The organism is Nonomuraea longicatena, from assembly GCF_039525605.1.
Classification (GTDB): Bacteria; Actinomycetota; Actinomycetes; order Streptosporangiales; family Streptosporangiaceae; genus Nonomuraea; species Nonomuraea longicatena.
Window position 1 is genome coordinate 376,974 of the sequence record NZ_BAAAHQ010000004.1, and the last position, 26,021, is coordinate 402,994.

The window sequence follows — 26,021 nt, forward strand, 5'->3', positions numbered from 1 at the left end:
GTCAGTCGTTCTTCCGTGGTTCGCGACCGAGATCTCCGTTGTGCGGCCCTCCCCAGTGCCGGGAGGGCGCTTGATCCGGGCTGCCCGCGAACCGTCAGGTATTCCCCCTAAAGAACCACTAGGAGCATTCATTATGCGTACGTGGGCTAAGGCATCTGCCCCGGCGGCCCTGCTCGCCGTAGCGGTGATGTCCTTCGGCGGCGGTACGGCCGTCGCAGACACCTCCGGCAACTCATCCGTGGGCGGTGGCAACCAGGTCAACCTGCCTGTCTCCCTCCCGATCGACATCAGCGGCAACTCCGTCGGCGCGCTCGGCTCGTCCAGCGCCGGTTCGCAGGGCGGCGCCAGCGTCGAGAACCACGGCGGCGAGGGCATCAGGAACAGGACCTCGGGCGACAGTAGCGTCCTGGGCGGCAACCAGGTCAACGCGCCCATCAGCGCACCGATCAACGCCTGCGGCAACGCCGTGTCCCTGTTCGGCAACGCGGACGCGGGCTGCAAGGGCGGCGCCACGGTCAAGAACACCGGCAAGGGCGGCGCGGGCGGCAACAGGACCTCCGGTGACAGCAGCGTCCTCGGCGGCAACCAGGTCACGGCGCCGATCACCGCGCCCATCAACGCCTGCGGCAACGCGCTGGCGATCTTCGGCAACGCGACCGCCGGGTGCAAGGGCGGCGCGTCGGTCAAGAACACCGGCAAGGGCGCCGGCGGCAACACCACGTCGGGCCGCAGCTCGGTCCTCGGCGGCAACCAGGCGGTCGCGCCGATCAGCGCCCCGATCAACATCTGCGGCAACGCGGTCGCGGTGCTCGGCAACGCGTTCGCGGGCTGCAAGGGCGGCTCGTCCGTCGAGAACGGCGGTCACAAGCCTCGCCCGAACTACCACAGCGCGCCGCGTCACCGGGGCTCGACGGGCAACGACACCGACGGCCGGTTCGGCGTCGGCAGCGGAAACCAGATGATCGCGCCGGTCAGCCTGCCGATCACCGCCTGCGGCAACGCGGTGGGCAACGCGCCCGCCGGGTGCAAGGGCGGCGCCACCGTCGAGAACACCGCCGCCGGGTCGGGTGCGGGCGGCAACCGTACGTCGGGGCAGTCCGGTGTGCTCGCCGGCAACCAGGCGATCGCGCCGATCACCGCGCCGATCGACGTGTGCGGTAACGCGATCGCGGTGCTCGGCAACGCGTTCGCCGGGTGCAAGGGCGGTGCGTCGGTCAAGAACGGCGGCCAGGGCGCGGGCGGCAACGTCACGAACGGGCGTTCGGGGGTCGGCGCCGGTAACCAGGTCGTGGCTCCGATCACCGCGCCGATCAACGCCTGCGGCAACGCCGTGGCTGCGCTCGGACTGTCCGAGGCCCACTGCAGCGGCGGCGCCGGCGCCAACCCGCACGGCGGCGTCGGTGGCGGCGGCAACCACACGTCGGGGCAGTCCGGTGTGCTCGCGGGCAACCAGGTGATCGCGCCGATCACCGCGCCCGTGAACGTGTGCGGCAACGCCGTCGCCGTCCTCGGTGACGCGGCCGCCGGGTGCCTCGGTGGCGCGCACGTCGGCCGGCCGGTCAACCACCACAGCGCTTTCGACCACTTCGCGCAGCCGCGCAAGGGGAGCGTCGCGAAGTCCACCGGCGTACTGCCCGCGCTGCCGGTTCCCGGCCTGTCGAGTCTGCAGGGCGCCACGGGGATCACCGAGCACATGCGCAGCGGTGGCGGCGGTGGTGGCAGCCTGCCTCCGCTGCCCGTGGTGGGCGATGTGTCCCAGACGCTCGGCCTGCCCGCGCTGCCGGGTCTGCCCGGTCTGCCCGGTCAGCCGTCCCGGCCCGCCGTGAAGCCCAGCAAGCCGGTCAAGCCCGCCAAGCCGGTCAAGCCCGGCCAGGGCAAGATGCGCACCGCCGCCGTCACCCCTCCCGGAAGCGGCAGCCCGCTGTCGGCGCTGGGCCCGCTGAGCGACCTGGCGGCCGGTACCCCGGTCGGTGGCGCGCTCACGTCCACGGCCGGGTCGCTACCGGTGGCGGATCTGGCGGCCGGTACTCCGGTCGGCGAGGCGCTCACGTCCGCGCCTGGATCGTTGCCGGTGGCGGATCTGGCGGCGGGCACTCCGGTGGGCGGCGCGCTGACGTCCGCGACCGAGGCCCTGCCGGTGGCGGATCTGGCGGCCGGCACCCCGGTCGGCGGGGCGCTCACGTCCGCGACCGAGGCCCTGCCGGTGGGCAGCCTGGGGCTGATGAGCGCCGAGACGCCCGCCGGGGTCACGGGGATGAACTCGACCTCGCTGTTCGCCCTGGTGCTCGGCGGAATGTTCGCGGCGTCGACGACGCTGTTCGCCGCTACGCGCCGCTTCCGGCTGGGCCGGAAGTAACCGATACGGCCGCCTCTCACAGCCGGTGAGCAGGTAGCGACAGACGCTTTGCCCGTTCCGGGGGGCGCGGCCCCGGGACGGGCAAAGCCATGTGCAACGAGTCTTTACGGCAAAGCCCCCCAACCCGCCGCCCACCGCCCCCGGCACCGGCCGAGCCCGGCGCCACCCGCCGTACCGGCGACTCGCCGTGACGACGCCCTGTTGCCCACCCGAGGTTGCCCACCCGAGCGTGTCGAATCCCACAGACCTCGCCAAGCTCCGGGCGAATGTCCAGAATGGGACAGGGAATGGGAGCAAGGGTGAGGACGGTTGCATGGGGGTCAGTTTCTGAGCGTGCTGCGTACTCGTATGATCTTGCGGCGCAGCCGTACCCGACGACTACCGTCCGGGTACAGGCGCACGAGGGAGAGCTCCCACTGGCCGTACTCAGCGTGCTCTGTCAGCAGCTGACGTGCGGCTTCACGGGAGATGCCACGCGGAATGAAGATATCCAAGTAGGAGTAGTCGGGCACAACGATTAGTCTCCAGGGTGAGTCAGGGCGCGTGGGCGCTCGTCGAGCCTTATTCTGCGTGCTTGTGGGTGGACCCGAAAGCCAGTGGGTAACCCGGGGGAAGGAAAAACCCGCATTCCGGGTTACCTTGCAGATCTGTGCCGGATTCCGGCAGGGGGAAGCGCGAACGAACAGCGAGGTAGGAAGCAGCGTGCCAGCCAACAACGGCAACGCCGGCGGAACACGCCTGGTGATCGTCGAGTCGCCCGCCAAGGCGAAGACGATCGAGAAGTACCTCGGCGGCGGATACATTGTCGCGTCCAGCATCGGTCACATCCGTGACCTGCCGGAGCGTGCCGACGACATCCCCGAGAAGTACAAGGGGGAGTCGTGGGCGCGGCTCGGCGTGAACGTGGAGCAGGGCTTCGAGCCGCTGTACGTTGTGAACGTCGACAAGAAGGCGCAGGTCAACAAGCTGCGTCAGCTGTTGAAGGATGCCGACGAGCTGTATCTCGCCACTGACGAGGACCGCGAGGGCGAGGCCATCGCGTGGCATCTGCGCGAGGTGCTGAAGCCGAAGGTGCCCGTCCACCGGATGGTCTTCCACGAGATCACCCCGCAGGCGATCCGGGAGGCGGTGGCCAACCCGCGCGATCTGAACCTGCGCCTGGTCGACGCCCAGGAGACGCGGCGGATCCTGGACCGGCTGTACGGGTACGAGGTCAGCCCGGTGCTGTGGAAGAAGGTGAAGCCGCGCCTGTCCGCCGGACGGGTGCAGTCGGTGGCGACGCGACTGGTGGTGGAGCGCGAGCGCGACCGGATGGCGTTCACGGTCGCCAACTACTGGGACCTTTCCGCGCTTTTCGACACAGGCAAGGCCGAGGAGCGTCCGCGTGACTTCACCGCGACGCTGACCTCGGTCGACGGCAAGCGGGTCGCGCAGGGCCGCGACTTCTCCAGCGACGGCCGGTTGAAGAGCGCCGGCGTGCTGCATCTGTCGGAGTCCGCGGCCACCGAACTGGCGGGACGGTTGCGGGGCAGTTCGTTCGCGGTGCGCTCGGTGGAGCGCAAGCCGTACACGCGCAAGCCGTACGCGCCGTTCCGGACGACCACATTGCAGCAGGAGGCCAGCCGAAAGCTGGGCTTCTCGGCGAAGCACACGATGCAGGTCGCGCAGCGCCTGTACGAGAACGGCTTCATCACCTATATGCGTACGGACAGCATCACGCTGTCCGAGACCGCCATCGCGGCCGCGCGTTCGCAGGCCATCAAGCTGTACGGCGCCGCCTACGTCCCCGACAAGCCGCGCGTCTACTCCAGCAAGGTGAAGAACGCCCAGGAGGCGCACGAGGCGATCCGCCCGTCGGGTGAGGAGTTCCGCACCCCGGGCGAAACCGGGCTGAGCGGCGACCAGTTCCGGCTGTACGAGCTGATCTGGCAGCGTACGGTCTCCTCCCAGATGAAGGACGCGGTCGGCGAGTCGGTCAGCGTCAAGGTCGCCGGTGCGTCGGCGTCCGGTGAGGACGTGGAGTTCAGCGCCTCCGGCCGCACGATCACCTTCCACGGCTTCCTCAAGGCGTACGTGGAGGGGGCGGACGACCCCGCGACCGACCGCGACGACTCGGAGAAGCGCCTGCCGAACGTGGCCGAGGGCGACGCGCTGGCGCTGAGCAACCTCGACGTGGCCGCCCACGCGACCAAGCCGCCGGCGCGCTACACGGAGGCGACGCTGGTCAAGGAGCTGGAGGAGCGGGAGATCGGGCGTCCTTCGACGTACGCCTCGATCATCGGCACGATCCTCGACCGGGGGTACGTCTTCAAGAAGGGCACGGCGCTGGTGCCGTCGTTCCTGGCGTTCGCCGTGGTCAACCTGCTGGAGCGGCATTTCGGCAACCTGGTCGACTACGACTTCACGGCCGACATGGAGAAGGTGCTCGACGACATCGCCAACGACCGGGCCGAGCGGGTGCCCGAGTTGCAGCGCTTCTACTACGGCGCGGACGGTGACGAGGGCCTGAAGGAGATGGTCACCGACCTCGGGGAGATCGACGCCAAGGAGATCAGCTCGTTCCCGATCAGGGGCAGCGACATCGTGATCCGGGTCGGCCGTTACGGGCCGTATCTGGACCGCGAGGGCGCCCGGGTGAACATCCCGGAGGACATGACGCCGGACGAACTGACCTCGGAGAAGGCCGAGGAACTGTTCTCGCGGCCGACGGGCGACCGCGAGCTGGGCCATGACCCGGTCACCGGGAACATGATCGTCGCCAAGGACGGGCGGTTCGGGCCGTACGTCACGGAGGTCCTGCCCGCCCCGGCGGCGGAGGACGAGGCCCCCAAGAAGCGGACCAAGAAGGCGGATGCCCCCAAGCCGCGCACGAGCTCGCTGTTCAAGACGATGACGCTCGACACGATCACGCTGGAGGACGCGCTCAAGCTGCTGTCGATCCCCCGGGTGATCGGCGAGCTGGAGGGCGAGCAGGTCGCGGCCTACAACGGGAAGTTCGGGCCGTACCTGAAGAAGGGTACGGACTCCCGTTCGCTCGCCTCGGAGGACGAGCTGTTCACGGTCACGATCGAGCAGGCCAAGGAGCTGTTCGCGCAGCCGAAGCAGCGCGGCAGGGGCCGGGCGGCGGCTCAGGCGCCGCTGCGTGAGCTGGGCGCGGACCCGGTCTCCAAGCAGCCGATCGTGGTCAAGGAAGGACGATTCGGTCCGTACGTCACAGACGGCGAGACCAACGCGTCCCTCCGCAAGGACGACACCGTCGAGGCCATCACCACGGAACGGGCCGCAGAGTTGCTCGCCGAGCGGCGTGAGCGGGCTCCGGCCAAGAAGAAGACGACCACCCGCAAGGCGCCCGCCAAGCGGGCTCCGGCGAAAAAGCCGGCCACCAAGTCCTGAGAACCCTCTCAGGGTTCGCCGCATAGCATGGCGCCGTGGCATTCGTCGTAATGATGGTGGCCGTGGTCGTCGCGGTGCACTACTACATGTGGCAGCGCCTGGTGAAGGCGACGACGGCGCGGGGGAGCCGGGCTCGGGGGGTGCTCACTTGGGCACTCGCCGGGCTCGGCCTGTTGGTGATGGTGACGTTCGTGAGCTCGCGGTTGATGGCCGGGGCGGGCTGGGCGGCGTGGCCGGGTTACATCTGGTTCGGGATGATGTTCTACCTGGCCGTGATCTTGGTGGTCCTGGAGATCCCGCGCGCGGTGTGGAGTCTGGTGTGGCGCAAACGTGCCGCGAGATCCGTTACGCGTACGGCTGACCCGGTGGCGGTGAAGGTCGGCGCGGCCGAGAGCGGAGCCGACACGAACGTCGTGGAGGCCGCGGCTGCCGTGAAGGTCACGGACATCGCGGGGGACACGAAGGTCGTAGAGGTCGCGGACATCGTGGACATCGCGCGGGACACGGAGGTCGCGGGCGTCGCGCCGGACGCGAAGGTCGGGGGCGCGTCCGATCCGGGGGAGATGAGCAGGCGGTTGTTCATCGGGCGGACGACCGCCCTCGTGGCGGGCGTGGGGGCGATGGGCACGGTGGGTTACGGTATGACCACCGCGCTGGGGCCGCCGGTGATCGAGCCGGTGAAGGTGGTGTTGCCGAAGCTGGACCCGAGGCTGAAGGGGCTGCGGTTCGCGGTGGTGAGCGACATCCACCTGGGGCCGCTGACCGGTATCGGGCACGCGCAGCGCATCACCCGGATGATCAACGAGCTTGAGGCCGACGTGGTGGCGATCGTGGGGGACATGGTCGACGGCACGGTCGCCGAACTCGGCAGGCTGGCGAAGCCGCTGGGCAGCCTCGAATCCCGATATGGCGCCTTTTTCGTGACCGGTAATCACGAGTACTACACCGCCAACGGGCCGGAGGAGTGGATCCAGGAACTGGACCGGCTCGGCATCCGCTCGCTTCGCAACGAACGCGTCGAGATCGCCCACCAGGGCGCGGTTCTCGACCTGGCGGGGGTCAACGACGTCATCGGCGCCCAGCAGAACGACGGGCCGGACTTCGAGAAGGCGCTCGGCGGGCGAGAGGCCGGTCGTTCCACGGTGCTGCTCGCACACCAGCCCGTCCAGGTGGACAAGGCCGCGGAGTACGACGTCGACCTGCAGTTGTCCGGTCACACGCACGGTGGGCAGATCGTGCCGTTCAACCTGGCCGTCCCGTTGCAGCAGCCGGTCGTGTCGGGGCTCGCCACCGTGAAGGGCACGCAGGTGTACGTCACGCGGGGCGCGGGTTTCTGGGGGCCGCCGATCAGGGTGGGGGCGCCGCCGGAGATCACCCTCCTGGAACTCTCCTGACCTCGCCACTGCGGACGGCGACCTCGGCGTGGGGGTCGCCGGAGATCACCCTGCTGGAACTTTCCTAACTCCCTGACACCGACGCCCTCCCGCGCGTAGTATCCAATCGGATACTCGATCGGGAGGGCTGATCGTGAAGACCTCGGTGCCTGACGTCCGGTTCTGGGCCGAGCAGGGCGGCCTGCTGCTCAGAGGCGCGCGGGAGGCGGCCAGCCTCAACCAGGCCGAACTCGCCGACGCCTGCGGCACCTCGCGTACGACGCTGTCGGCGTACGAACACGGGCGCAAGTCGCCCACGCTGGAGACGGCGGGCCGCATTCTCGACGCGGCCGGATTCCGGCTGGCGCTGGAACCGAAGGTGGAGTTCACCGCGCATCCCGACGGCTTCTGGGTGCCCGACCGGCTGCCCAGGCTCAGGGTGGAGGTGGCGCTGGGGCGGGCGGAGTTCCCGGCCGGCCACTGGTGGAACCTCGCCGACCGCGCCGACCGGCAGGCGGCCTACAGCGCGGTGCTGTGCGACGGCTCGCCGGGAGACATCACGCGGTGTGTGGACGGCGTGCTGCTGGCCGAGCTCTGGGCGGAACTCTCCCTGCCGCCGCCGGTGCAGGCCGCGTGGGAGCCCCTGATGGGTCACGGCGAAGCCTGGGAACCGCCACCCGCCGCAGGTGGCGGGGGGCCTCCAGGGCCACGCTCCTCCTCTGGCCGCACCCGTCCCGAACGCACCACGTGACCGTTCCTATACCGAGGGATTGGAAGAATCGGTGTGCACCCCCTGACGGACGTAATAATCTCGGCCCGAGCCGCCGATGTACCCGGCGACTCTTGCCACTTCCCATGCCCGGCGACCCCCTGGATACGCTGACACTATGACCGCCCCTGGCCGACGCAACCCAGCGCATGTGCTGGCTATCGCGCCATTCCGTAGGTTGTGGATGGCCATGTCGGTCTGCAGCCTCGGCGACTGGCTCAACATCCTCGCCCTCACCGCCATCGCGGGTAACCTCAACCAGGGCAACCTGTCCATGCAGTTCCTCGCCGTCGGTGGGGTGTTCGCCGCCAAGATGCTGCCCGCGATCCTGCTGGGCCCGCTGGCGGGGGCGTTCGCCGACCGGTTCGACCGGCGGCTGACGATGGTGGTCGCCGACCTCACCCGGTTCGCGGTCGTGCTGTCGATCGTGTTCATCGGCAGCTACCAGTGGCTGATCATCGCCACCCTGCTGGTCGAGTGCGTCAACCTGTTCTGGGTGCCCGCCAAGGACGCGACGGTGCCCAACCTGGTCCCGAAGGACCGGCTGGAGCAGGCCAACCAGCTCAACCTGCTGGTGGCCTACGGCACCGCCCCGATCGCGGCACTGCTGTTCGCGGTGCTGTCGGTGATCGGCGACCTGTTGCACAACCTGCTGCCGTTCCTGGCGTCGGTGCCGACGACCGACCTGGCACTGGTGATCAACTCCCTGGCGTACATCGCCTCCGCCGTGATGATCTTCACGTTGCGCGGCATGCCGAGGCACGCGGGCACGACCTCGGCGCCCTCGGTCGTCAAGCAGATCGTCGAAGGCTGGCGCTACATCGGCGCCAACCGCCTGGTGCGCGGGCTGGTCATCGGCATGCTCGGCGCCTTCGCGGCGGGCGGCGCGGTGGTGGGCGTGGCCAAGGTGTACGTCGAGATCCTGCAGGGCGGCGACGCCGCCTACGGCATGGTGTTCGGCGCGGTCTTCGTCGGCATGGCGATCGGCCTGTTCTTCGGCCCGAGGCTGCTCGGCGGACTGTCGAGACGGCGGCTGTTCGGGTTGTCGATCGTGGCGGCCGGGCTGGTGCTCGTGGCGATCGCGATCGTCCACAACCTGGTGATCGTGGTCATGCTGACCGTGGCGCTGGGCGCGTGTGCGGGCGTCGCGTGGATCATCGGCTACACACTGATCGGCCTGGAGGTCGAGGACTCCGTCCGGGGCCGCACGTTCTCCTTCCTGCAGTCGATGGCCCGGGTGACGCTGCTGCTCGTGGTGGCGGTGGCCAGCCCGCTGGCGGCGCTGTTCGGGCGGCACGAACTCAACTTCGCCGGGCTGAGCTACCTGTTCGACGGTTCCAGCCTGGTGCTCCTGCTCGGCGGGGTGCTCGCGACCGTCGTCGGCTTCCTCAGCTTCCGCCACATGGACGACAGGAAGGGCGTCAAGCTCTCCGACGACCTGGTGGCGGCGCTGCGCGGCGAGCGCTACGAGCCGCAGACCGAACAGCAGGTGGCCGGGCTGTTCATCGCCTTCGAGGGTGGCGAGGGCTCGGGCAAGACCACCCAGTCGCGGCTCACCGCGATCTGGCTGCGCGACCAGGGCTTCGACGTCGTGCAGACGCGCGAGCCCGGCTCGACCAAGATCGGCATGCGGCTGCGCGCGATCCTCCTCGACGCGGCGGAAAAGGGCCTGTCCCCCCGCTCGGAGGCGCTGTTGTACGCGGCGGACCGGGCCGAGCACGTCGAGAAGGTGATCATGCCCGCGCTGCAGCGGGGCGCGATCGTGATCACCGACCGCTACGTCGACTCCTCGCTCGCCTACCAGGGCGCCGGGCGTGCGCTGGCCCCGGAGGAGGTCGCCGAGATCAACGCCTGGGCCACCGGCGGGCTGATGCCGCACCTGACCGTGCTGATCGACACGCCGCCCGAGATCGGGCTCACCCGGCTCGGCGGGGCCGCCGACCGGATCGAGTCGGAGCCGCTGGAGTTCCACCAGAAGGTCCGCAAGGAGTTCCGCACCTTGGCGGCCCAGGCGCCCGAGCGCTACTTCGTGGTCGACGGCACGCTGACGCCCGAGGAGATCACCCGCCTGATCCAGGATCGGATGCGCGAGATCCTGCCCGACCCCGTTCCCCATGAGTCGGAGGACATCACGGGGACGATGCCGGCGATCCGCGACTAACCTTAGGGCTGTGGGCGTCTTCGATGATCTCGTCGGCCAGGAGCGGGCGGTAACCGTACTCTCGCGTGCCGCCTCGGCAGCCGCAGAGGCGGTCGCGGGCGGCAGGGGCGCGGGCATGACGCACGCGTGGCTGTTCACCGGCCCGCCCGGGACGGGCCGCGAGGAGGCGGCGCGGGCGTTCGCGGCCGCGCTGCTGTGCCCGGACGGCGGGTGCGGCCACTGCGACCCGTGCCACCAGGTGCTGATCGGCTCCCATCCCGACCTCGAACATGTCCGTCCCCAGGGGCTGTCCTACGGCGTCAAGCAGACCCGCGAGCTGATCCTGCGCGCGGCCGGGGCGCCGACGCAGGGGCGGTGGCGGGTGATCCTGTTCGAGGACGCCGACCGGGCGACCGAATCCGCCCAGAACGCCGTCCTCAAGGCCATCGAGGAGCCGCCGCCGCGCACGGTCTGGTTGCTGTGCTCGCCCGCGCCGGACGACATGATGATCACCATCCGGTCGCGGTGCCGGGTCGTCACGCTGACCACGCCGAGCGCCGCCGCCGTCGCCCACGTACTCGCCACGCGTGACAGCGTCCCGGTGCCGATGGCGCAGTTCGCCGCGCGGGCCGCGCAGGGACATGTCGGGCGGGCGCGCGCGCTGGCGCTCGACGAGGGGACGCGGGCGCGGCGCGAGGCCGTGCTGGCCATCCCCCGGTCGCTGACAGGCGTCGGTGAGTGCATCGCCGCGGCCGAACGGCTGGTCAAGACGGCCGAGGAGGAGGCGGCTGCGGCCACGGCCGCGCTCAACGAGAACGAGACCGCCGAACTGCGGAAGCTGTACGGGGAGGGGTCCACGGGCAAGGGCCTCAACCGGGGGCTGGTGCGTGGTGGGGCCGGGGCGTTGAAGGAACTGGAGGACCGGCAGAAGTCCCGGGCGACGCGCATCAAACGCGATTCACTGGACGCGGCGCTGCTGGAGCTGGTGTCGTTCTACCGCGACGTGCTCGCGATGCAGTTCGGGGCCGGGGTGGAGCTGGCCAACGACGATCTGCGCTTCGACCTGGACCAGGTGGCGAAGAGATCGACGGCGGCGGACACCCTGAAGCGGGTGGACGCGGTGCTGCAGTGCCGCGACCGCCTCGACGCGAACGTCAACCCGCAGATCGCCGTCGAAGCCCTGATGCTGTCCCTGCGCTGACACCGCCATCTTTACGACAAAGCCCCGCCGCCGCGATCTCTAACGACGAAGCCTCGCCGTAGGGCTGGAACTCTAATGTGAGGGGGTCCGCCCTGCTGGGGCTATCCCTACCTGATTTTGGGGTGCTGGCGTGATCATCGGGACGATCACGGACAGATAAGGTGAGCATGTCTCAAAACCTCCAGAGAAGGGCTAAGCAAGTTGTTTGGCGTGCAATCTTTCCGTCGTGCTATGTCACGTTCCGCCATCGTCGCCGTGGCAGGCGCGGCCTGTCTGGCCGCGACGGCCGGTAGCGCCGGAGCGATCATCAACGGCAAGGACTCCAGCGAGTCCTACCCGTTCATGGCATCGATCCCGATCTCCGCACCGATCGCCGGCCTCGAAGACGGTGTGTGCGGCGCGGCGCTGATCGATCCGCTGTGGGTGGTGACCGCGGCGCACTGCCTCAACATGGAAGTCGGATCCATTCCCGGTGGAACGGTCCGCATCGGCAGTGACCAGCGCAAGTCCGGCGGTGAGGTTCGCCGCTTCGCCCAGGCGTTCACCCACCCGAAGTTCGTTCAGAGCCGCACCGGTGGCCCCAACAAGAACGACATCGCGCTGATCCGCCTGGACCGGCCCGTTTCGGCCCAGCCGATCAAGATCGCCCCAAGGCCGGGACGGCCCGGCACCGCCACCCGGATCATCGGCTTCGGCACCACCGTCGAAGGCAAGCCGGCGGACTGGAAGATGTCCCTGCGCCTTCAGGAGCTCGACACCCGCAGAGGCGCCGCCTCCGAGTGCGGCCCCGGCTACGCGTCCAGCGCCCGTCTGTGCACGATCAGCAAGATGCCCGACGCCATGGCGTGCAACGGCGACTCCGGCTCACCGCAACTCCAGCGCGGCAAGGGCGACGAGTGGGAACTTATCGGCGTCACCTCCGGTCCCGGCGCCGCCGGTGTGCCCTGCTCCGACGGGCCGGGCCTGTACGTCAACGTGCCCGCCTACGCGGACTGGATCAGCAAGACGATCCGCCCGGCGGCCAACCCGAACGGCTGATCCCTTCCGACGCCTCACCTGATGCGGATCGGGCCCGACGCCCACGCGCCCGATCCGCCTCCCGACGTCTGGGCACCAGCCCTTACTGGCCGCCACCAGCTCCCGGTCGCCGACGACCAGCGCGGCACCGTTCGACGCCGTCGAATCGCTACTCTGCCTCCTCTTGATCAACAAGACGAGCACGCCAGGCCAGAGGAATTTGTAGCACCCGAACCACTCACAAATACGACAGAGTTGGATACGTCAGGGCGCCAGTACGCAAAGGTTCTCCTCGGGGCTCACCCACGTAGATGCGGGCGGGCCTGTGAATCTATGGCGTCGGTTCCGGAAGGCGGCCGGAGTGACCGTCAAGGTCGTTGTCTGCGGTGGCGACCACGCCCGTGGCGCGTAGGTGCCGGTCGCTCCATGTTCGGCTGTCGCGTCCTTGTCTGCGGGTGGTCGCGTTCGTGGTGGATGCGTTCGGTACGGGTGCCGGGGTGAGCGGCGTGCGGAAACGCTGGTCGTGTCGGCGCTCGGCGTACTTGGGGAGCGAGGCGATGAGCGTGCCAACCGGGCTACCTTGGCCGATATGTACTCCCCGATTGAGCCTTACGACCAAGGCATGCTCGATGTCGGTGACGGCAACCAGGTCTACTGGGAGGTGAGCGGCAATCCAGCGGGCAAGGCGGCGGTGATCGTGCACGGTGGGCCCGGGGGTGGGGCCTCGGGGAACTGGCGGCGGTATCACGACCCTGAGGCGTACCGGATCGTGCTGTTCCACCAGCGGGGGTGCGGACGCAGCACTCCGGATGCCGGGCTGCTGGAGACGGACCTGTCCGTCAACACGACCCGGCATCTCATCGCGGACATGGAGTTGCTGCGTGAGCATCTGAACATCGACACATGGCAACTGCTCGGGGTCTCGTGGGGTTCGACCCTGAGTCTGGCCTATGCGCAGCAGCATCGTGATCGGGTCAGTGAGGTGATTCTGTTCGCGGTCACGGCCAGTCGGCGCAAGGAGCTCGAATGGATCACGCGTGACGTGGGGCGGATCTTTCCGCAGGAATGGGAGCGTTTCCGCGATGCCGTACCCGTGCAGGATCGTGATGGCAACCTGGCCGCCGCCTACGCCAAGCTCCTCGCCGACCCTCGGACGCGGGACGAGGCGGCCCGCGCCTGGTGTGAGTGGGAGGAGGCGCATGTGAGTCTGGATCCTGCGTTTCGGCCCAGCTCGCGCATGCAGGACCCTGTCTTCAGGATGACGTTCGCGCGGCTGGTGACTCATTACTGGGGCAATGACTGCTTTCTGAGTGAGGAGGACGACCTGGTCGAGCGGGTGGGGCTGCTGGAGGGTATCCCCGGGGTGCTGGTGCACGGTCGGCTCGACGTGAGCGGACCGCTGGTGACGGCCTGGGAACTCCACCGGAACTGGCCGGGCAGCGAGTTGGTGGTGGTCGACGAAGGGCACGGTGGGAGCGGTATGCAGGCACACGTGGTCGCCGCGACGAACCGGTTTCGCTGAGGTCGGTGCCAGGCGGCGCCATGCCCGCGCCACAGTTTGGCTACAGGCAGGACGCCACAGCCTGACCGCAGGCACGGCGCCGCTTCCTGGCGGGTTCAGGTGTTCGCGCGTTATGCGGGCTCTGCGGGTTATGGGGTGTCGGGGCCGTACATCTTGTCGTGTTGCTGGCGTGGGGAGCAGACCGACGCCGAGGGGCAGGCGCAGCGGCGACCGCCGTCGTCCAGTCGCACGAGGACGGTGTCCGACGGGACGTTGTGGCCGACGACGGTTCCGTCGCCCTGCGGGGTGGCCACCCGGCTGCCGGTGCGCGGCATGCGGTAGCGGGTCTCGACGTACAGCGGGTGCTCGTATTTCAGGCAGCACATGAGGCGGCCGCAGGCTCCGGCGATGCGCAGGGGATTGACCGGTAGGTCCTGGTCTTTGGCCATGCGTACGGAGACGGGCTCGAAGTCCTTGAGGAAGGTGGCGCAGCACAGGTCGCGTCCGCAGGGGCCGATGCCGCCCTGGAGGCGGGCCTCGTCGCGGGGGCCGATCTGGCGGAGTTCGACGCGGGCGCGGAGGTTGCGGGCCAGGTCGCGGACGAGCGCACGGAAGTCCACCCGGTGGGGGGCGGAGAAGTAGACCGTGTAGACGTTGTCCTTGTCGAGGTAGTCGACGCCGACGATCTTCATGGGGAGGGTGTGGCGTTTGATCAGGCGTTTGCAGATGCTGCGGGCTTCGGCGCGTTGACGCTTGTTCGTCTCGTCGCGGGCCAGGTGCTCTTCGGTGGCGATTCCGGCGCAGACGGGGAGTCCGTCGATATCCTCGCTGGAGTATTGGGGGGCCCAGATGCATTCGGCCACTTCTGGGCCGGAATCGGTGGGGACGAGTACCTTGTCGCCGACTTTGGGCTCGTGACCGCCGGGGTCGAGGTAGTAGAGCCTTCCGTAGCGTGTGAAGCTCACGGCCATGATCATCCCCATGGGGTGGAGATCGCCTCCTACCAGCCTCGGCGGTGCCTACCGTAGCCACATTACGTGTGGACCCCCGGATTGCGTGAGGGCAGAACGGGAGGCAATTGGCTGGTGGCCGCTTTTCTCTTTCACCGAGGCGCTGAAGAGCCGCCGTGCCGCCTTCACCTTGTGGGTGCTGGGGCCGGGTTGGGGTGGTTCGGGTTGTGTACGGCCAAGCGGTGGTGGGTGGTCGTGGCGAAGTGTGCTGCGGGGTTGCCCTTCCCGGGGTCAAGGGGCGGCGTTGCGGTGGGCCGGGTGTGGGAAGAGTGGTGCTCGGAGAGGCCCTTTGCCGGGGACGGTGGGAGGAGGGTGGGGGTGGCTGGGCCGTGAAGGGGAGTGATGGTTGTGGGGTTTGTGCGGGACGGAGGGCAACGGTGTGGGTTCGCGGGATCGTGGCGGCGATGGTCGCGATGAGTGGTTGCGCGGCGGGCGAACGTCCGGTGGAGAGCGGGCCGAGGCGTGCGGTCGTGTGGAACGATTGCGGGGACGGGTTCGAGTGCGGGCGGCTGTCCGTGCCGCTGGATCATGGTGATCCGGGGGGCGAGCGGCTCTATCTCAGTCTTGTCCGGCTTCCTGCCACTGGGCGGAGAATCGGATCGCTTGTCATCAATCCGGGCGGTCCTGGAGGGTCCGGGGTTGAGTATGCGCGCTCGGCGCCCGCGCATTTCAGCGCTGCGGTGCGCGGGCGGTTCGACATTGTGGGATTTGATCCAAGAGGCGTGGGAGAGTCTGCCCCGATCGACTGTCTGAGCGATGAACGACTCACCACGTTTCACGCCATCGACACGACTCCGGACACCGGCGCCGAGAGGCGGGCGTATGAGCGGGCCGCACGAGGGTTCGCCGACGCGTGCCAGGAGCGTTCTGCCCGGTTGCTGCCCCACATGAGCACTATTGACAGTGCCCGCGACCTCGACCTCCTGCGCGAGGCCCTAGGCGATGCGAAGCTCACCTATCTCGGCAAGTCATACGGAACCTTCTTGGGTGCGCTGTATGCGGACATGTACCCCGGCAAGGTGCGGGCGCTGGTGCTCGACGGTGGCGTCGATCCGTCGATGTCCCGGCTCCGCCACAACGCCGAGCAGGCCGAAGGGTTCGAGCGCGCGTTCCGTGCGTACGCGGCCGACTGCCGGACGCAGGGGGAGTGCCCGGTGGGCAGCGTCGAGGCGCTTACCGGGCTGCTTCGCCGTACGGACCGGGTGCCTTTGACCAGCGACGGCGGCCGCCCTGTCACCGAGGCCCTCGCCACGCTCGGCGCACTCACCCCCCTTTACGACCGTTCCTCCTGGCCCGCGCTGACCCAAGCCCTGCGCGCCGCCCGCTCCGGCGACGGCACCCGCCTCCTGGAGAACGCCGAAAGCCTCATCGGACGCACCTCCGACGGCACCTACACCAACCAGACCGAAGCCGCCATGGCCACCACCTGCCTGGACGGTCCCCACCCTCGCGACCCCTCCGCGTACGCCGCGCCGCCCACCACACCGTTCGGCCCCTACATCAGCTGGAGCGCCCTCCCATGCGCCTACTGGCCCGCACCCCCACGCCCGATCAGGCCACTGCGCGGGCAAGGAGCGCCCCCCATCCTCGTCATCGGAACCACCCGCGACCCGGCGACACCCCATCCATGGGCCCGATCATTGGCGAACCAGCTGGCATCCGGCACCCTCCTCACATACGACGCGGACGGACATACCGCCTATGGCGGCACGTCACCCTGCGTGGACAGGTACGTGGACACGTATCTGATCTCACTGACCGCCCCGAGCGACGGAAGCACGTGTTGATCGGCGGAGCGAAGACCCCTCGACCTCCTGTAGACTTCATCACGCTGTAGGACAGCGCCGCCTTAGCTCAGTCGGCCAGAGCACTTCACTCGTAATGAAGGGGTCTCGGGTTCGAATCCCGAAGGCGGCTCGCAGTTTGACCAGGGCGTTTCCTCCTCGGAGGGGACGCCCTGATTCGTTGCCGGGTCTCACTTTGGGTCTCATTCCGTCCCAGAGCGTATGGCCCATCCGCTGCATGCCGTCCTCGGCCATCGGCGAGGCGACGTGCGTGTGCCTTGCGTCAGCCGGATATTCGAGTGCCCCAATATCTCCGGCACCGTCCGGACGTGCACTCTCTGCTCGATGAGCAACGTGCCCGCCGTATGTCGAGCGTCGTGCACCCGCGCGTCACGCACCTCCGGCTTGCTGAGCAGTTCCTTCCAGTCGTCGCGCGGGTCGATAGCGCCATCGAGTCGGTCAACGCCCGCATCTGTCGGGCGGTCAAGGCCCGCGGCGACTTTCCGAACGAGCAGGCCGCGCTCAAGTGCGTCTACATGGCCATACGGGTGCGCGTCGCCCAGGACTGCACCAACGGCATCCGTGATCGCCACCCAGCTCACCAACATCGAACTCGACTTCAAGGAAGGCCGGTTCACCGGCACGTGGCTACAGGTCGGCGGCGAGAAGTTCACCCAGCCGCCCAAACGTGAGCACGTCTACGCGCACCGGCCGTGCTGGGACGGTCGCTACCGTGCCCGAGTGCCGATGGCGGGGGCCTTCGACAGCGGTGAGGAGTTCCGCGCGACCGACGAGCAGGCGGCCAACGTCACCTGCAAGGACGCCGTCGACATCTCCGACTAGTGGCCCGTCCCGGAACGTTGACCCGGTAATTGATCTCAGCCAGTGAACCCGGCAGGCTGGCTGCCTCCGAAAGCTGGGAGGTAGTCGTGGCTCGTCCACCGAATGTGTTCGTCCGGCCCCTGTCGATGGAGGAGGGCCGGAAGATCCAGCGCATCACCCGGACCGCGAAGGACCCGGTCAAACTGCGCCGGGCAATCGTGGTGATGATGTCGGGGCAAGGCCAGAGCGTGCCGGACATCACCTCGTTGATGCAGGTCGGCGAGGATTACGTGCGTGACGTCATCCACGCCTTCAACGAGCGGGGGTTCGACGCGCTGGACCCAAAATGGAGCGGGGGCCGTCCACGAGCGATCAGTGAGAGAGTGCGTGAGCACATCTGCCTGATCGCCCGGACGGTCCCCGCCGAGTGGGGCATCACCGGACACTCCACCTGGAGCCTGCGCACCCTGGCCGAACACCTCCTCGCCCGCGGAGTGGTGGACGCCCTCAGCCGCGAGCATCTACGGCGCATCCTGCGCGAGGGCGGTGTGAGCTGGCAGACCACCACCACGTGGAAGGCGTCCGACGACCCGCACTTCATCGACAAGATGCGGCGGGTGCTGGAGTTGTACGACCAGCGGCCCGCCGACGGGAGAGTGATCTGCGTCGATGAGTTCGGCCCGTTGAACCTGCTGCCCCGAAAGGGCAAGCGGTGGCGGCCGGCCGGAAGCCCGGCCCGGTTACGGGCCACCTACAACCGCTACTTCGGCGTCATGCACATGATCGCCGCGCTGGATCTGGCCACCGGCAGGCTCTACTACCGCATCCGCCGGCGCAAGCGGTGGCGGGAGTTTCTGTCCTTCCTCAAGACGCTGCGTTCGCGGTGGCCCGGTCAGAGGCTGTACGTGATCATGGACAACTACTCGCCGCACAAGCATCCCCGGGTCCGGGCCTGGGCCGCCGACAACGACGTCGAGCTGGTGTTCCTACCGACCTACGGCTCGTGGCTGAACTGGATCGAGTCCGAGTTCGCCGCGTTGCGCTACTACGCCCTGAACGGCACCGATCACCGCACCCATGACGAGCAGAACGCGGCGATCGGTGGCTACGTCCGCTGGCGCAACGCCCGGGCACGACCGAAGATCAGCTTCGCCGCCAGCTCACCGATCCGAAGCTGGACCAGTTACCCGGCCAAGGTTGCGTGACGGGCCACTAGAGCCGCTACCACCTGCGGCGCCGACTGCTGGCCGCCTGGAATCTGGCCTCGCCGTCCGGGTCGCCGCCGAACCGGCATTGCACACTCGGCGCGGGATCGGCTCCCGACAGCCCACGACATCGCCGTCTCAGAGGCCGCGCGCGTGATGTACACGGGTGGCGTGGCGAAGTCCGGGTCGTCGCCCGGCCAGCCCCCCCAACTGTCGCCCCACCAAGCCACGCTCCACACGCGGTTCCCGGCTCAGCCCCAGTCACGGCGGTGCCTGAGCCCCTGTGGGTGCGGCGACGCTGAACAAACCGGTGGTAGCGCATGCTTCTCAGCCACGCATCCGCTGCGCGGCGCCGTCGAGGGCGGGGAGGTACGTGTTTGTGACCTTCAGAGGGCCGGATTCTCCGTACCGTCGGGTTCATGGCTGACAAGACCTACAGATCCGCAGGTTGGGCACCGCGACAGTCACCCCCTGTGACCTGCGATAGCGCTCCACCTTGCCCCTGGTGACACGGATCCGAGCACCGGGCCTGATTGAGTGATCTGTCTTCGCTTGTGCGGGCAGTTCTGTTGGGCCTTCCGATGTCCGGCCTGACGGCGACAACGAATCCATCACGTAAAGTTACTAGGCGCTCTCTTGACGTTACTGTGTGTGACGATCAAGGTGGGAGGGACAACCTCGGGGGTCATCAGGGCATCACGACCCGGCTGGCGCCCGACCAACCCGCTCAAGGAGTTCCATGCACCACCTTCGCGCCCGCCTGGCCGCCCCGCTGACCGCCCTCGCGGCAATCGCCGGCCTCACCCTCGCGGCCCCCACCGCCCACGCCGCTGGGACCATCACCTGCGACACCTCAGGCACCATGTACTTCAAGCCAGGCGTCCAGGTCGTCCCCCTCAAGCAGGACATCGAGATCCGCGGTGCCAACGGCTCCTGTCGGGACTCCACCGACCTGGGCATCGAGGCGGCAAAACTCACCGCCAACTTCAGCGGCGTCTGGCTCACCTGCGAACTCGGCGGCGGCGGCACCGGCCACGGAACGGGCGTCATCGAGTGGAGCCTGAGCGACGGCAGCCGAGCCCGCAGCCGACTCGACCTGACCTTCGAGAGCAACTTCGCCAGCGAGGTGACCATCTCGGGCCAGGTCATCGGCGGCCCGCTCGATGGCGCGAAGTACACCTCCCACCTCAGCGCCGACCTGCTCAGGGGCGGCCTCAAGTGCACCGCCGGCGCGCTGTTCGGCGGTGCCAAGAGCATCGGCTACGACGGCAGCCTCACCGTCGGCTGAACCCCGCCCCACCCTTCAGGCGCGCCGTCTGAGACCGTATCGGGGCCATCTGCCCCGATACGGCTCTGATAACGGCGTTGTCGGGAGTGATCGTTAATGTCTCCGGCATGAGCCGGACCTGCAGTCCTCGCTACCCGTGGGTTGAGTTCCTGAAGGTCATGTCAGCCCGACATCAGTCTCTTCGTGCGCCTGCGGTGCCGTTGGGAGCGACCGAGGCGGAGATCGCGCGCCTTGAGGGGCGGCTCGGACGGCGTCTGCCGCCGAGCTATCGGGAGTTTCTCGCGGTGGCCAACGGGTGGAAGGGGACCGCCATGATCCTGCTGCTGCACTCGTGTCAGCTTGGCTGGACTCGGGACCTCGATCCGGAACTCTGCGAGAGTTGGGCGCCGGACGGAGTCCACCCGACCGTCCCAGACGAGCAGTACTTCGTCTACGGTCCCGAGCAGGACTGCATTCACGCGCGGGACGAGTACATACCCGACACCCTCCGCGTCGGCAGGTATGTCGAGGGCCAGACCCTCATGCTCAACCCTCACGTCGTCACCCTCGATGGCGAGTGGGAGACATGGGATTTCAGCATCGATTACCCCGGCGCCCACCGCTACCGATCGTTCTGGGAGTTCATGAGATCCCGCTTCGGCAAGGCGGCTTTCCCAAGCTAGCGACCTCGCCGCTTTCTGAATGCGGCCAGACCAGTCTCAACGGCCGGAACGGCGAGGTTCTCGGTGTGCGTTCGGCGCCGGGGCTGGGTTGGTTCTCGCAGGTGTTTGGCCAGGTCATGTGCCCATCCAGCTTGTCCCGCAACGTCAACACAACCTGACGGCACCGGCGCAGATGTAGAGGACGTCTCGCCGCGTTGCTGAACGAGTCGTCCCCGTCTCTGCTTGGCACGCATCAACTGCCGTCAGTGGTCTGGGTGTGGCGTTCTCGGTTGGCGCGGAGCGGGTTCCGGTGCCTGCGCGGGCATGTCGATGTGATCCAAATCACATATTGAGGTCATCCGGGGTGTCCCGCTACCTCCAATGATCTGTTGACCGGGAATCATGCCGCGAGTCAGTAGGCGTTCTTGACTGCCTGTATCAGGTAAGTGACCCTCCCCGTTCTTGACCGATCTTCGATCGTCGATCAGATTCCGGGTTGATCGTCTTTATGTCCGCTTAACACGCTTCGGCCCCTCCAAGTCCGGGGTCTGCGTCAGCGTGCCTTGAAGGGGTTCGGTATGCGGGTTCGGGTGTGGTTGGCGTCTTTGATGGCGGGCTTGGTCGCGGTGTTGATCCTGTCCATGGCGGATGTGCCGGAGGGTCTGACAGCCCGTGCTGCGGCGGCGACGGCCCCTGAGCGGTCGGTGGAGTCCAGGCCGGTCCCGGTGAAGAAGACGGTCAAGGGCGCGGAGGAGACGGCACCGAAGCCGGTCAGGCGGCAGCCGGTGTGGCCGAAGACGGGCCGCGTCGAGGTGGACCTGCCGGCCTCGGGCAAACCTGCCGCGGCCGACGGTCTGCCTGTCAAGGTGAGCCGGGTCGAGGGCGCCGGGGTGGGCAAGGTGTGGGTGGAGACCTTGCCGGCACAGACGGTGAAGGCGTTGGGCGGTGTCGGCGTGGCCGCGCGGGTGACGCGTTCCGACGGGGGTACGGCACCGGCGAGGGTGCGGGCGGAGTTCTCCTATGCGGGCTTCCGTGATGCTTTCGGCGGTGACTTCGCGGGCCGTCTGCGGTTGCTGCGGGTGCCCGCGTGTGCGATCGAGGTGCCCCGCCCTCGGACGTGTGTGATCGAGCCAGAGGTGGTCAAGGCGTCCAACGATCTGGTGGCGGGGCGACTGGTCGCCGAGGTGGAGACGGCCGGCGCTGCCCAGGGCGCGGCCGGGGCGCCGCAGGAGAAGCAGGGTGTCAAGTCGCAGTCCGGCCAGGAGAACAAGGACCGCAAGGACCGTAAGGAGAACGCGGCCAAGGGGGCGGAGGCCGCGCGGGCGGAGCAGTCGGCGGCGGGTTCGGTGTATGTGCTGGCCGCCGGGCTGACCGGGCCGAGCGGGAACTTCGGCGCCACCGACCTGAAGCCGTCGGGCACCTGGCAGGCGGGGACGTCGGGCGGCGGGTTCGACTACAACCTGCCGTTGCCGGAGGCACCGTCGGCGGCCGGCGGCGGCCCGGACCTGTCGCTGCAGTACGACGCCTCCTCGGTGGACGGGCAAGGGCGGTGGACCAACAACCAGTCCGGCGTGATCGGCGTGGGCTGGGACCTGAGCGCGGGCTTCATCGAGCGCCGTTACCGCCGCTGCGCCGTGGACAACTTCTACGACCCGAACACGGCGGCGCTGGTCTGGACGGCCGACGAGCGCGGCATCTCGGGCCGGGCGTTGTGCTGGGAGTCGCCGGACGAGACCGACGGCGACGCCTCCACCAGTGACCGGGCGCAGTCGGAGCTGGTGCTGTCGGCGGGCGGCCGGTCGGCGCAGATCGTCAAGGACCGCACGTCGGGCGGGTGGAAGACCGTCCCGGACTTCGGCTGGCGGATCGAGCAGCAGGCCGGCGGCGCGGACGGGCACCCGTACTGGAGGATCACCGACCAGCGGGGGCAGGTCTGGCGGTTCGGCTCGAACCGGGACGCGCAGTGGCAGGTGCCGTACGTCGGCAACGAGCCGGGCGAACCCTGCTACGACCGCTACCTCAACGACATGATCCCGCCCACCTGCACGGGGGTGTGGCGGTGGAACCTGGACCAGGAGTCCGACCGCAACGAGAACGTGATCGACTACACCTACCAGCGGGAGAACAACTACTTCTGCCTGCCGTCGTGCGTCCACGAGACGTTCAAGGTGCTGCCCTACGATCGGGGCGGTTTCCTGGAGTCGGTGCAGTGGGGGCACAACTCGCAGGTCGCGGGGAGTGTGCCGACCGCGCGTACGGTGTTCGGCACCGGGACGCGCGACGGCGGCGACGTGCCGACCGACCTGCACTGCACGCAGGCCGTGGGCTGCACGAACAGCGCGGTCGCGTTCTACTCCACGCGCAGAATCACCTCGATGGTGACGCAGGCGGTCAATCCGGCGGGCGGCTGGGATCCGGTGGACCGGCTCGACCTGCGGCATTCGTGGATCCACCAGCGCACCGACTCCGGCCCGCCGGACGACCCGGTGATGTGGCTGGACACCGTACAGCAGACCGGTCTGGCCGGTGGGACGCCGGTGACGCTGCCGCCGCTGGACTTCGACGCGGTGATGCTGGCCGGGAAGATGGACCACGACAACATGTCGGACTGGGCGGGCCAGGTGTCGTGGCGGATGGTGCCGCGCATCGCCGCGATCGGCAACGGCATGGGCGGCCGTACCGAGGTCACCTACGGGCAGGCCGATCCGTGCGGCGGCGGCCGGGGCCGGGACGGCTCCAACTACCTGGCCGACAAGGTGGGCGACTGCTACGAGATCGACCAGGGCAGCGACCCGGGTACCGGTTACGTGTCATGGACCCGCTACTACAAGCAGCTCGCCGTCAAGGTGGTCGAGCGCGACATGGTCGGCGGCTCGCCCGACCTGGTCTCCGCCTACGAGTTCCTGGGCAGCCCGCGCTGGACGAACCCGATCCAGTTCGCCGAGCCGAACCAGGCGCCGCCCGCCTCCGACTGGCGCGGCTACGGCCAGGTGCGCACCGTCGAGGGCGCGGGCACCGACCCGTCGAAGTACACGGTCACCTCCCGCACGTTCCTGCGCGGGACCGGTGAGACGGTCGCCTCCTTCGAGGGCGGCACCGTCGTCGACGTCCCCATTCTGCAGGGGAACGTGCTGCAGGAGCAGGCGTGGAAGATGACCGCGCTGAGCCCGCGCGCCTACGGCGAGGTGTCCTCGACGCGGTACGAGTACACGGTGCAGTCCACCGGCAACGGGCCGGGGACGATGGATCCGGCGCTGGTGTTACGCACCCGGGAGCGGTCGCGGGAGGCGGTGACCGGCGGCACCTGGCGCTACACCGACGAGCGGATCGCCTACAACGCCGACGGCCTGCCGGTCCGGGTCAACGACCACGGCCAGGACGGCGTCGCCGACGACAACACCTGCACCGCCACCAGCTATGCGCGCAACACCGACCCCGGCCAGCACCTGGTCGACTTCCCCTCGATCGTGGAGGAGCGCGCGGGCGACGACTGCGCGGCCGGGACGCTGATCGGCAGGAGCGTCACGCTGTACGACGCGGGCGCCGATCCGGCCGCGAACAAGCCGAGCGACGGCAACCCGACCGAGGTCCGCTCGCACGCCGACGCGGCGACGGTCTCCACCGAGAAGGCCACGTTCGACGAGTACGGCCGGGCGCTCACCTCGACCGATCCGCTGGGCAAGACGACCACCACCGCCTACAGCCCGCCGGTCGGCTGGCCGACCGGCGGCGTCACCACGACCGACCCGCTCGGCCACGCGGTCACCACCCGCCTGTCGCACGTGCTGGGCGAGCCGGTCTCGGTCACCGACGCCAACGGCAGGACCACCGAGGCCGACTACGACGCGCTGGGCCGTACCACCGCGTTGTGGAAGCCCGGACAGCCCCGCAGCGCGGGCACCCCCAGCGCCACCGTCGCCTACGACATCCCGTTCGACGGGATGCTCGGCCAGCCGACCCGCCCGATCAAGACCACGACCAGGCACCTGCTGACCGGCACCGTCTTCACCACCGCCGTCGGCTACGAGGACGGTCTCGGCCGGCCTCGTGAGGCGCAGACCGCGTCACCGGCCGGCGGCCGGATCGTCACCGCGACCACTTATGACGAACGCGGCCTGGTGGCCACGGTCACCGAACCGGCGCACAGCGTGGGCGAACCCGGCGGCGGCCTGGTCAACGCCGCCCCGACCGGCGTCCCGCAGTGGACGAGAACGGTTTACGACGACCAGGAACGTCCGGTCGCCTCCATCGCCCACAACCTGGGGACGGAGCTGCGCCGCACCACCACCTCCTACCCCGGCCTGGACCGCACCGAGGTCACCCCGCCGTTCGGCGGCAAGACCGCCACCGTCACCGACGCGCACGGTCAGGTCGTCAAGGTCGAGGAGTGGGCCGACGCCACCGTCCACCACGACACCGGCTACGGCTACGACCTGGCCGGCAACCTGACCAGGATGACGGACGCCAAGGGCAACGTCCGCACCTACACCTTCGACTGGCTCGATCGCCGCACCGCCGCCACCGACCCCGACGCCGGATCCTCCCGCTACGGCTACGATCTCGCCGACCGACCGGCCTGGAGTGTGGACGGCAAGGGCCAGAAGATCTCCTACACCTACGACGATCTCGGACGGCGTACCGGCCAGTGGGCGGGCGAGGCGGGCACCGGGACCAAGCTCGCCGAATGGACCTACGACACCGTCGCCAAGGGCCTGTTCTCGAGCGCCGTCCGCTACACGGGCGGGCGACCGTACACGCAGGCTGTCACCTCCTACGACGCCGACTACCGGCCGACCGGCGCCACGGTCACTGTCCCCGCAGGTGAGGGTGCGCTGGCCGGGACGTATCCGGTCACGTCGGTGTTCGACGCGGCGGGCAACGTCCGCGAGCAGAACCTCCCCGCGGCGGGCGGGCTGCCCGCGGAGAAGCTCACCTACGGCTACACCGACCTGGGCTTCGCCAAGAACCTCAGCTCCCCTGCCGGGGTGTACGTCCACGACACCGCCTTCACCTTGACGGGCAAGCTCGCCTCCCGCTCGCACGGGACCGGCGGCAAGCTCAAGCGGCTGCTCGAACGGGACACCGTCACCGACTGGCTGTCGCGGGTCCACACCCAGGCCAAGGCGGACACGGCGGTGCCGGAGACCGTCCAGGACGATCGTTACAGCTACAACACCGCCGGGAACATCACCCGCGTTCTGGACTCGGTTCCCACCGCGCCGCAGTCCGAGTGCTTCACCTACGACGGGCTGCGCCGCCTCAAGACCGCCTACACCACCACCGCCGGAGCGTGTAACGGCGCGGGCGACGCCCTCGGTGCCGACCCCTACGACCAGTCCTACGCCTACGACCAGGTCGGCAACATCACCACGCTGACCGACGCCGGGCAGTCGGCCACCTACGTGTACCCGGCGGCGGGCCCGAACGCGGTCCGCCCGAACGCGGTCACCTCCATCGTCCGCCCCGGCCCTCTGTGTCAGGCTCAAATGGGACACACAGTGAGGAAGTTCTCAGTGTGGCA

General features: G+C 68.9%; 17 protein-coding genes, 1 tRNA gene and 2 pseudogenes. 17 read left to right on the plus strand and 3 right to left on the minus strand.

The window, feature by feature from the left end:
• Window positions 1-133: 133 nt before the first annotated feature.
• Window positions 134-2,356, plus strand: coding sequence for a chaplin family protein (locus ABD120_RS07045; protein WP_343948883.1), 2,223 nt, complete (start codon window positions 134-136; stop codon window positions 2,354-2,356).
• A 320-nt stretch (window positions 2,357-2,676) separates the two neighbouring features.
• Here ABD120_RS07045 and ABD120_RS07050 read toward each other — a convergent pair whose 3' ends face one another.
• Entirely contained in the window at window positions 2,677-2,868 is a 192-nt protein-coding gene (locus ABD120_RS07050; protein WP_343948884.1) for a DUF5703 family protein, read from the minus strand.
• 190 nt (window positions 2,869-3,058) lie between these two features.
• Here ABD120_RS07050 and topA point away from each other — a divergent pair, with 190 nt between their 5' ends.
• The 7 genes from topA (at window position 3,059) to pip (ending at window position 13,771) form a co-directional block, all read left to right on the plus strand.
• Window positions 3,059-5,749, plus strand: coding sequence for a type I DNA topoisomerase (gene topA, locus ABD120_RS07055; RefSeq protein ID WP_343948885.1), 2,691 nt, complete (start codon window positions 3,059-3,061; stop codon window positions 5,747-5,749).
• Window positions 5,750-5,784: 35 nt separating this feature from the next.
• Window positions 5,785-7,143, plus strand: coding sequence for a metallophosphoesterase (locus tag ABD120_RS07060; protein ID WP_343948886.1), 1,359 nt, complete (start codon window positions 5,785-5,787; stop codon window positions 7,141-7,143).
• Window positions 7,144-7,276: 133 nt separating this feature from the next.
• Window positions 7,277-7,873, plus strand: a complete 597-nt coding sequence (locus ABD120_RS07065; protein WP_343948887.1) for a helix-turn-helix transcriptional regulator — start codon at window positions 7,277-7,279, stop codon at window positions 7,871-7,873.
• 136 nt (window positions 7,874-8,009) lie between these two features.
• Window positions 8,010-10,052 (plus strand): dTMP kinase, encoded by a 2,043-nt coding sequence (tmk, locus tag ABD120_RS07070; protein ID WP_343948888.1) that lies wholly within the window; start codon window positions 8,010-8,012, stop codon window positions 10,050-10,052.
• A gap of 10 nt (window positions 10,053-10,062) precedes the next feature.
• Complete coding sequence (locus ABD120_RS07075) at window positions 10,063-11,232, plus strand: DNA polymerase III subunit delta' (RefSeq protein WP_343948889.1); 1,170 nt, start codon at window positions 10,063-10,065, stop codon at window positions 11,230-11,232.
• A gap of 231 nt (window positions 11,233-11,463) precedes the next feature.
• Window positions 11,464-12,270, plus strand: coding sequence for a S1 family peptidase (locus tag ABD120_RS07080; protein WP_343948890.1), 807 nt, complete (start codon window positions 11,464-11,466; stop codon window positions 12,268-12,270).
• 568 nt (window positions 12,271-12,838) lie between these two features.
• Entirely contained in the window at window positions 12,839-13,771 is a 933-nt protein-coding gene (gene pip, locus ABD120_RS07085) for a prolyl aminopeptidase (RefSeq protein WP_343948891.1), read from the plus strand.
• A gap of 128 nt (window positions 13,772-13,899) precedes the next feature.
• Here pip and ABD120_RS07090 read toward each other — a convergent pair whose 3' ends face one another.
• Complete coding sequence (locus ABD120_RS07090; protein WP_425563934.1) at window positions 13,900-14,721, minus strand: PSP1 domain-containing protein; 822 nt, start codon at window positions 14,719-14,721, stop codon at window positions 13,900-13,902.
• 452 nt (window positions 14,722-15,173) lie between these two features.
• Here ABD120_RS07090 and ABD120_RS07095 point away from each other — a divergent pair, with 452 nt between their 5' ends.
• Together ABD120_RS07095 and ABD120_RS07100 are read left to right on the plus strand one after the other, a co-directional pair.
• On the plus strand, window positions 15,174-16,547 hold the full coding sequence (locus tag ABD120_RS07095; RefSeq protein ID WP_343948909.1) for an alpha/beta hydrolase: 1,374 nt from the start codon (window positions 15,174-15,176) through the stop codon (window positions 16,545-16,547).
• Between the two features lie 56 nt (window positions 16,548-16,603).
• Window positions 16,604-16,677, plus strand: a tRNA-Thr gene (locus ABD120_RS07100).
• A gap of 70 nt (window positions 16,678-16,747) precedes the next feature.
• On the opposite strand, the gene ABD120_RS39730 is transcribed toward ABD120_RS07100, so the two are convergent.
• Complete coding sequence (locus tag ABD120_RS39730; protein ID WP_425563942.1) at window positions 16,748-16,987, minus strand: tyrosine-type recombinase/integrase; 240 nt, start codon at window positions 16,985-16,987, stop codon at window positions 16,748-16,750.
• On the opposite strand from ABD120_RS39730, the pseudogene ABD120_RS07105 reads away from it, so the two are divergent.
• The 7 genes and pseudogenes from ABD120_RS07105 to ABD120_RS07130 all read left to right on the plus strand — a co-directional run.
• Window positions 16,988-17,089, plus strand: a pseudogene (locus tag ABD120_RS07105) (transposase); the annotation flags it as partial.
• A gap of 37 nt (window positions 17,090-17,126) precedes the next feature.
• Window positions 17,127-17,387: a hypothetical protein gene (locus ABD120_RS07110; protein WP_343948911.1), complete on the plus strand. Its 261-nt coding sequence runs from the start codon at window positions 17,127-17,129 to the stop codon at window positions 17,385-17,387.
• Window positions 17,388-17,473: 86 nt separating this feature from the next.
• Complete coding sequence (locus tag ABD120_RS07115) at window positions 17,474-18,571, plus strand: IS630 family transposase (protein ID WP_343948892.1); 1,098 nt, start codon at window positions 17,474-17,476, stop codon at window positions 18,569-18,571.
• 739 nt (window positions 18,572-19,310) lie between these two features.
• Window positions 19,311-19,859, plus strand: coding sequence for a hypothetical protein (locus ABD120_RS07120; protein ID WP_343948893.1), 549 nt, complete (start codon window positions 19,311-19,313; stop codon window positions 19,857-19,859).
• 158 nt (window positions 19,860-20,017) lie between these two features.
• A pseudogene (locus tag ABD120_RS39735) lies at window positions 20,018-20,158 on the plus strand (SMI1/KNR4 family protein); the annotation flags it as partial.
• 12 nt (window positions 20,159-20,170) lie between these two features.
• The gene (locus ABD120_RS07125; RefSeq protein ID WP_343948894.1) at window positions 20,171-20,521 is read left to right on the plus strand and encodes a hypothetical protein; all 351 of its coding nucleotides are present in this window, start codon (window positions 20,171-20,173) and stop codon (window positions 20,519-20,521) included.
• A 605-nt stretch (window positions 20,522-21,126) separates the two neighbouring features.
• Window positions 21,127-26,021 (plus strand): SpvB/TcaC N-terminal domain-containing protein (locus ABD120_RS07130; RefSeq protein ID WP_343948910.1); only part of this gene is annotated, 4,895 nt, incomplete at its 3' end.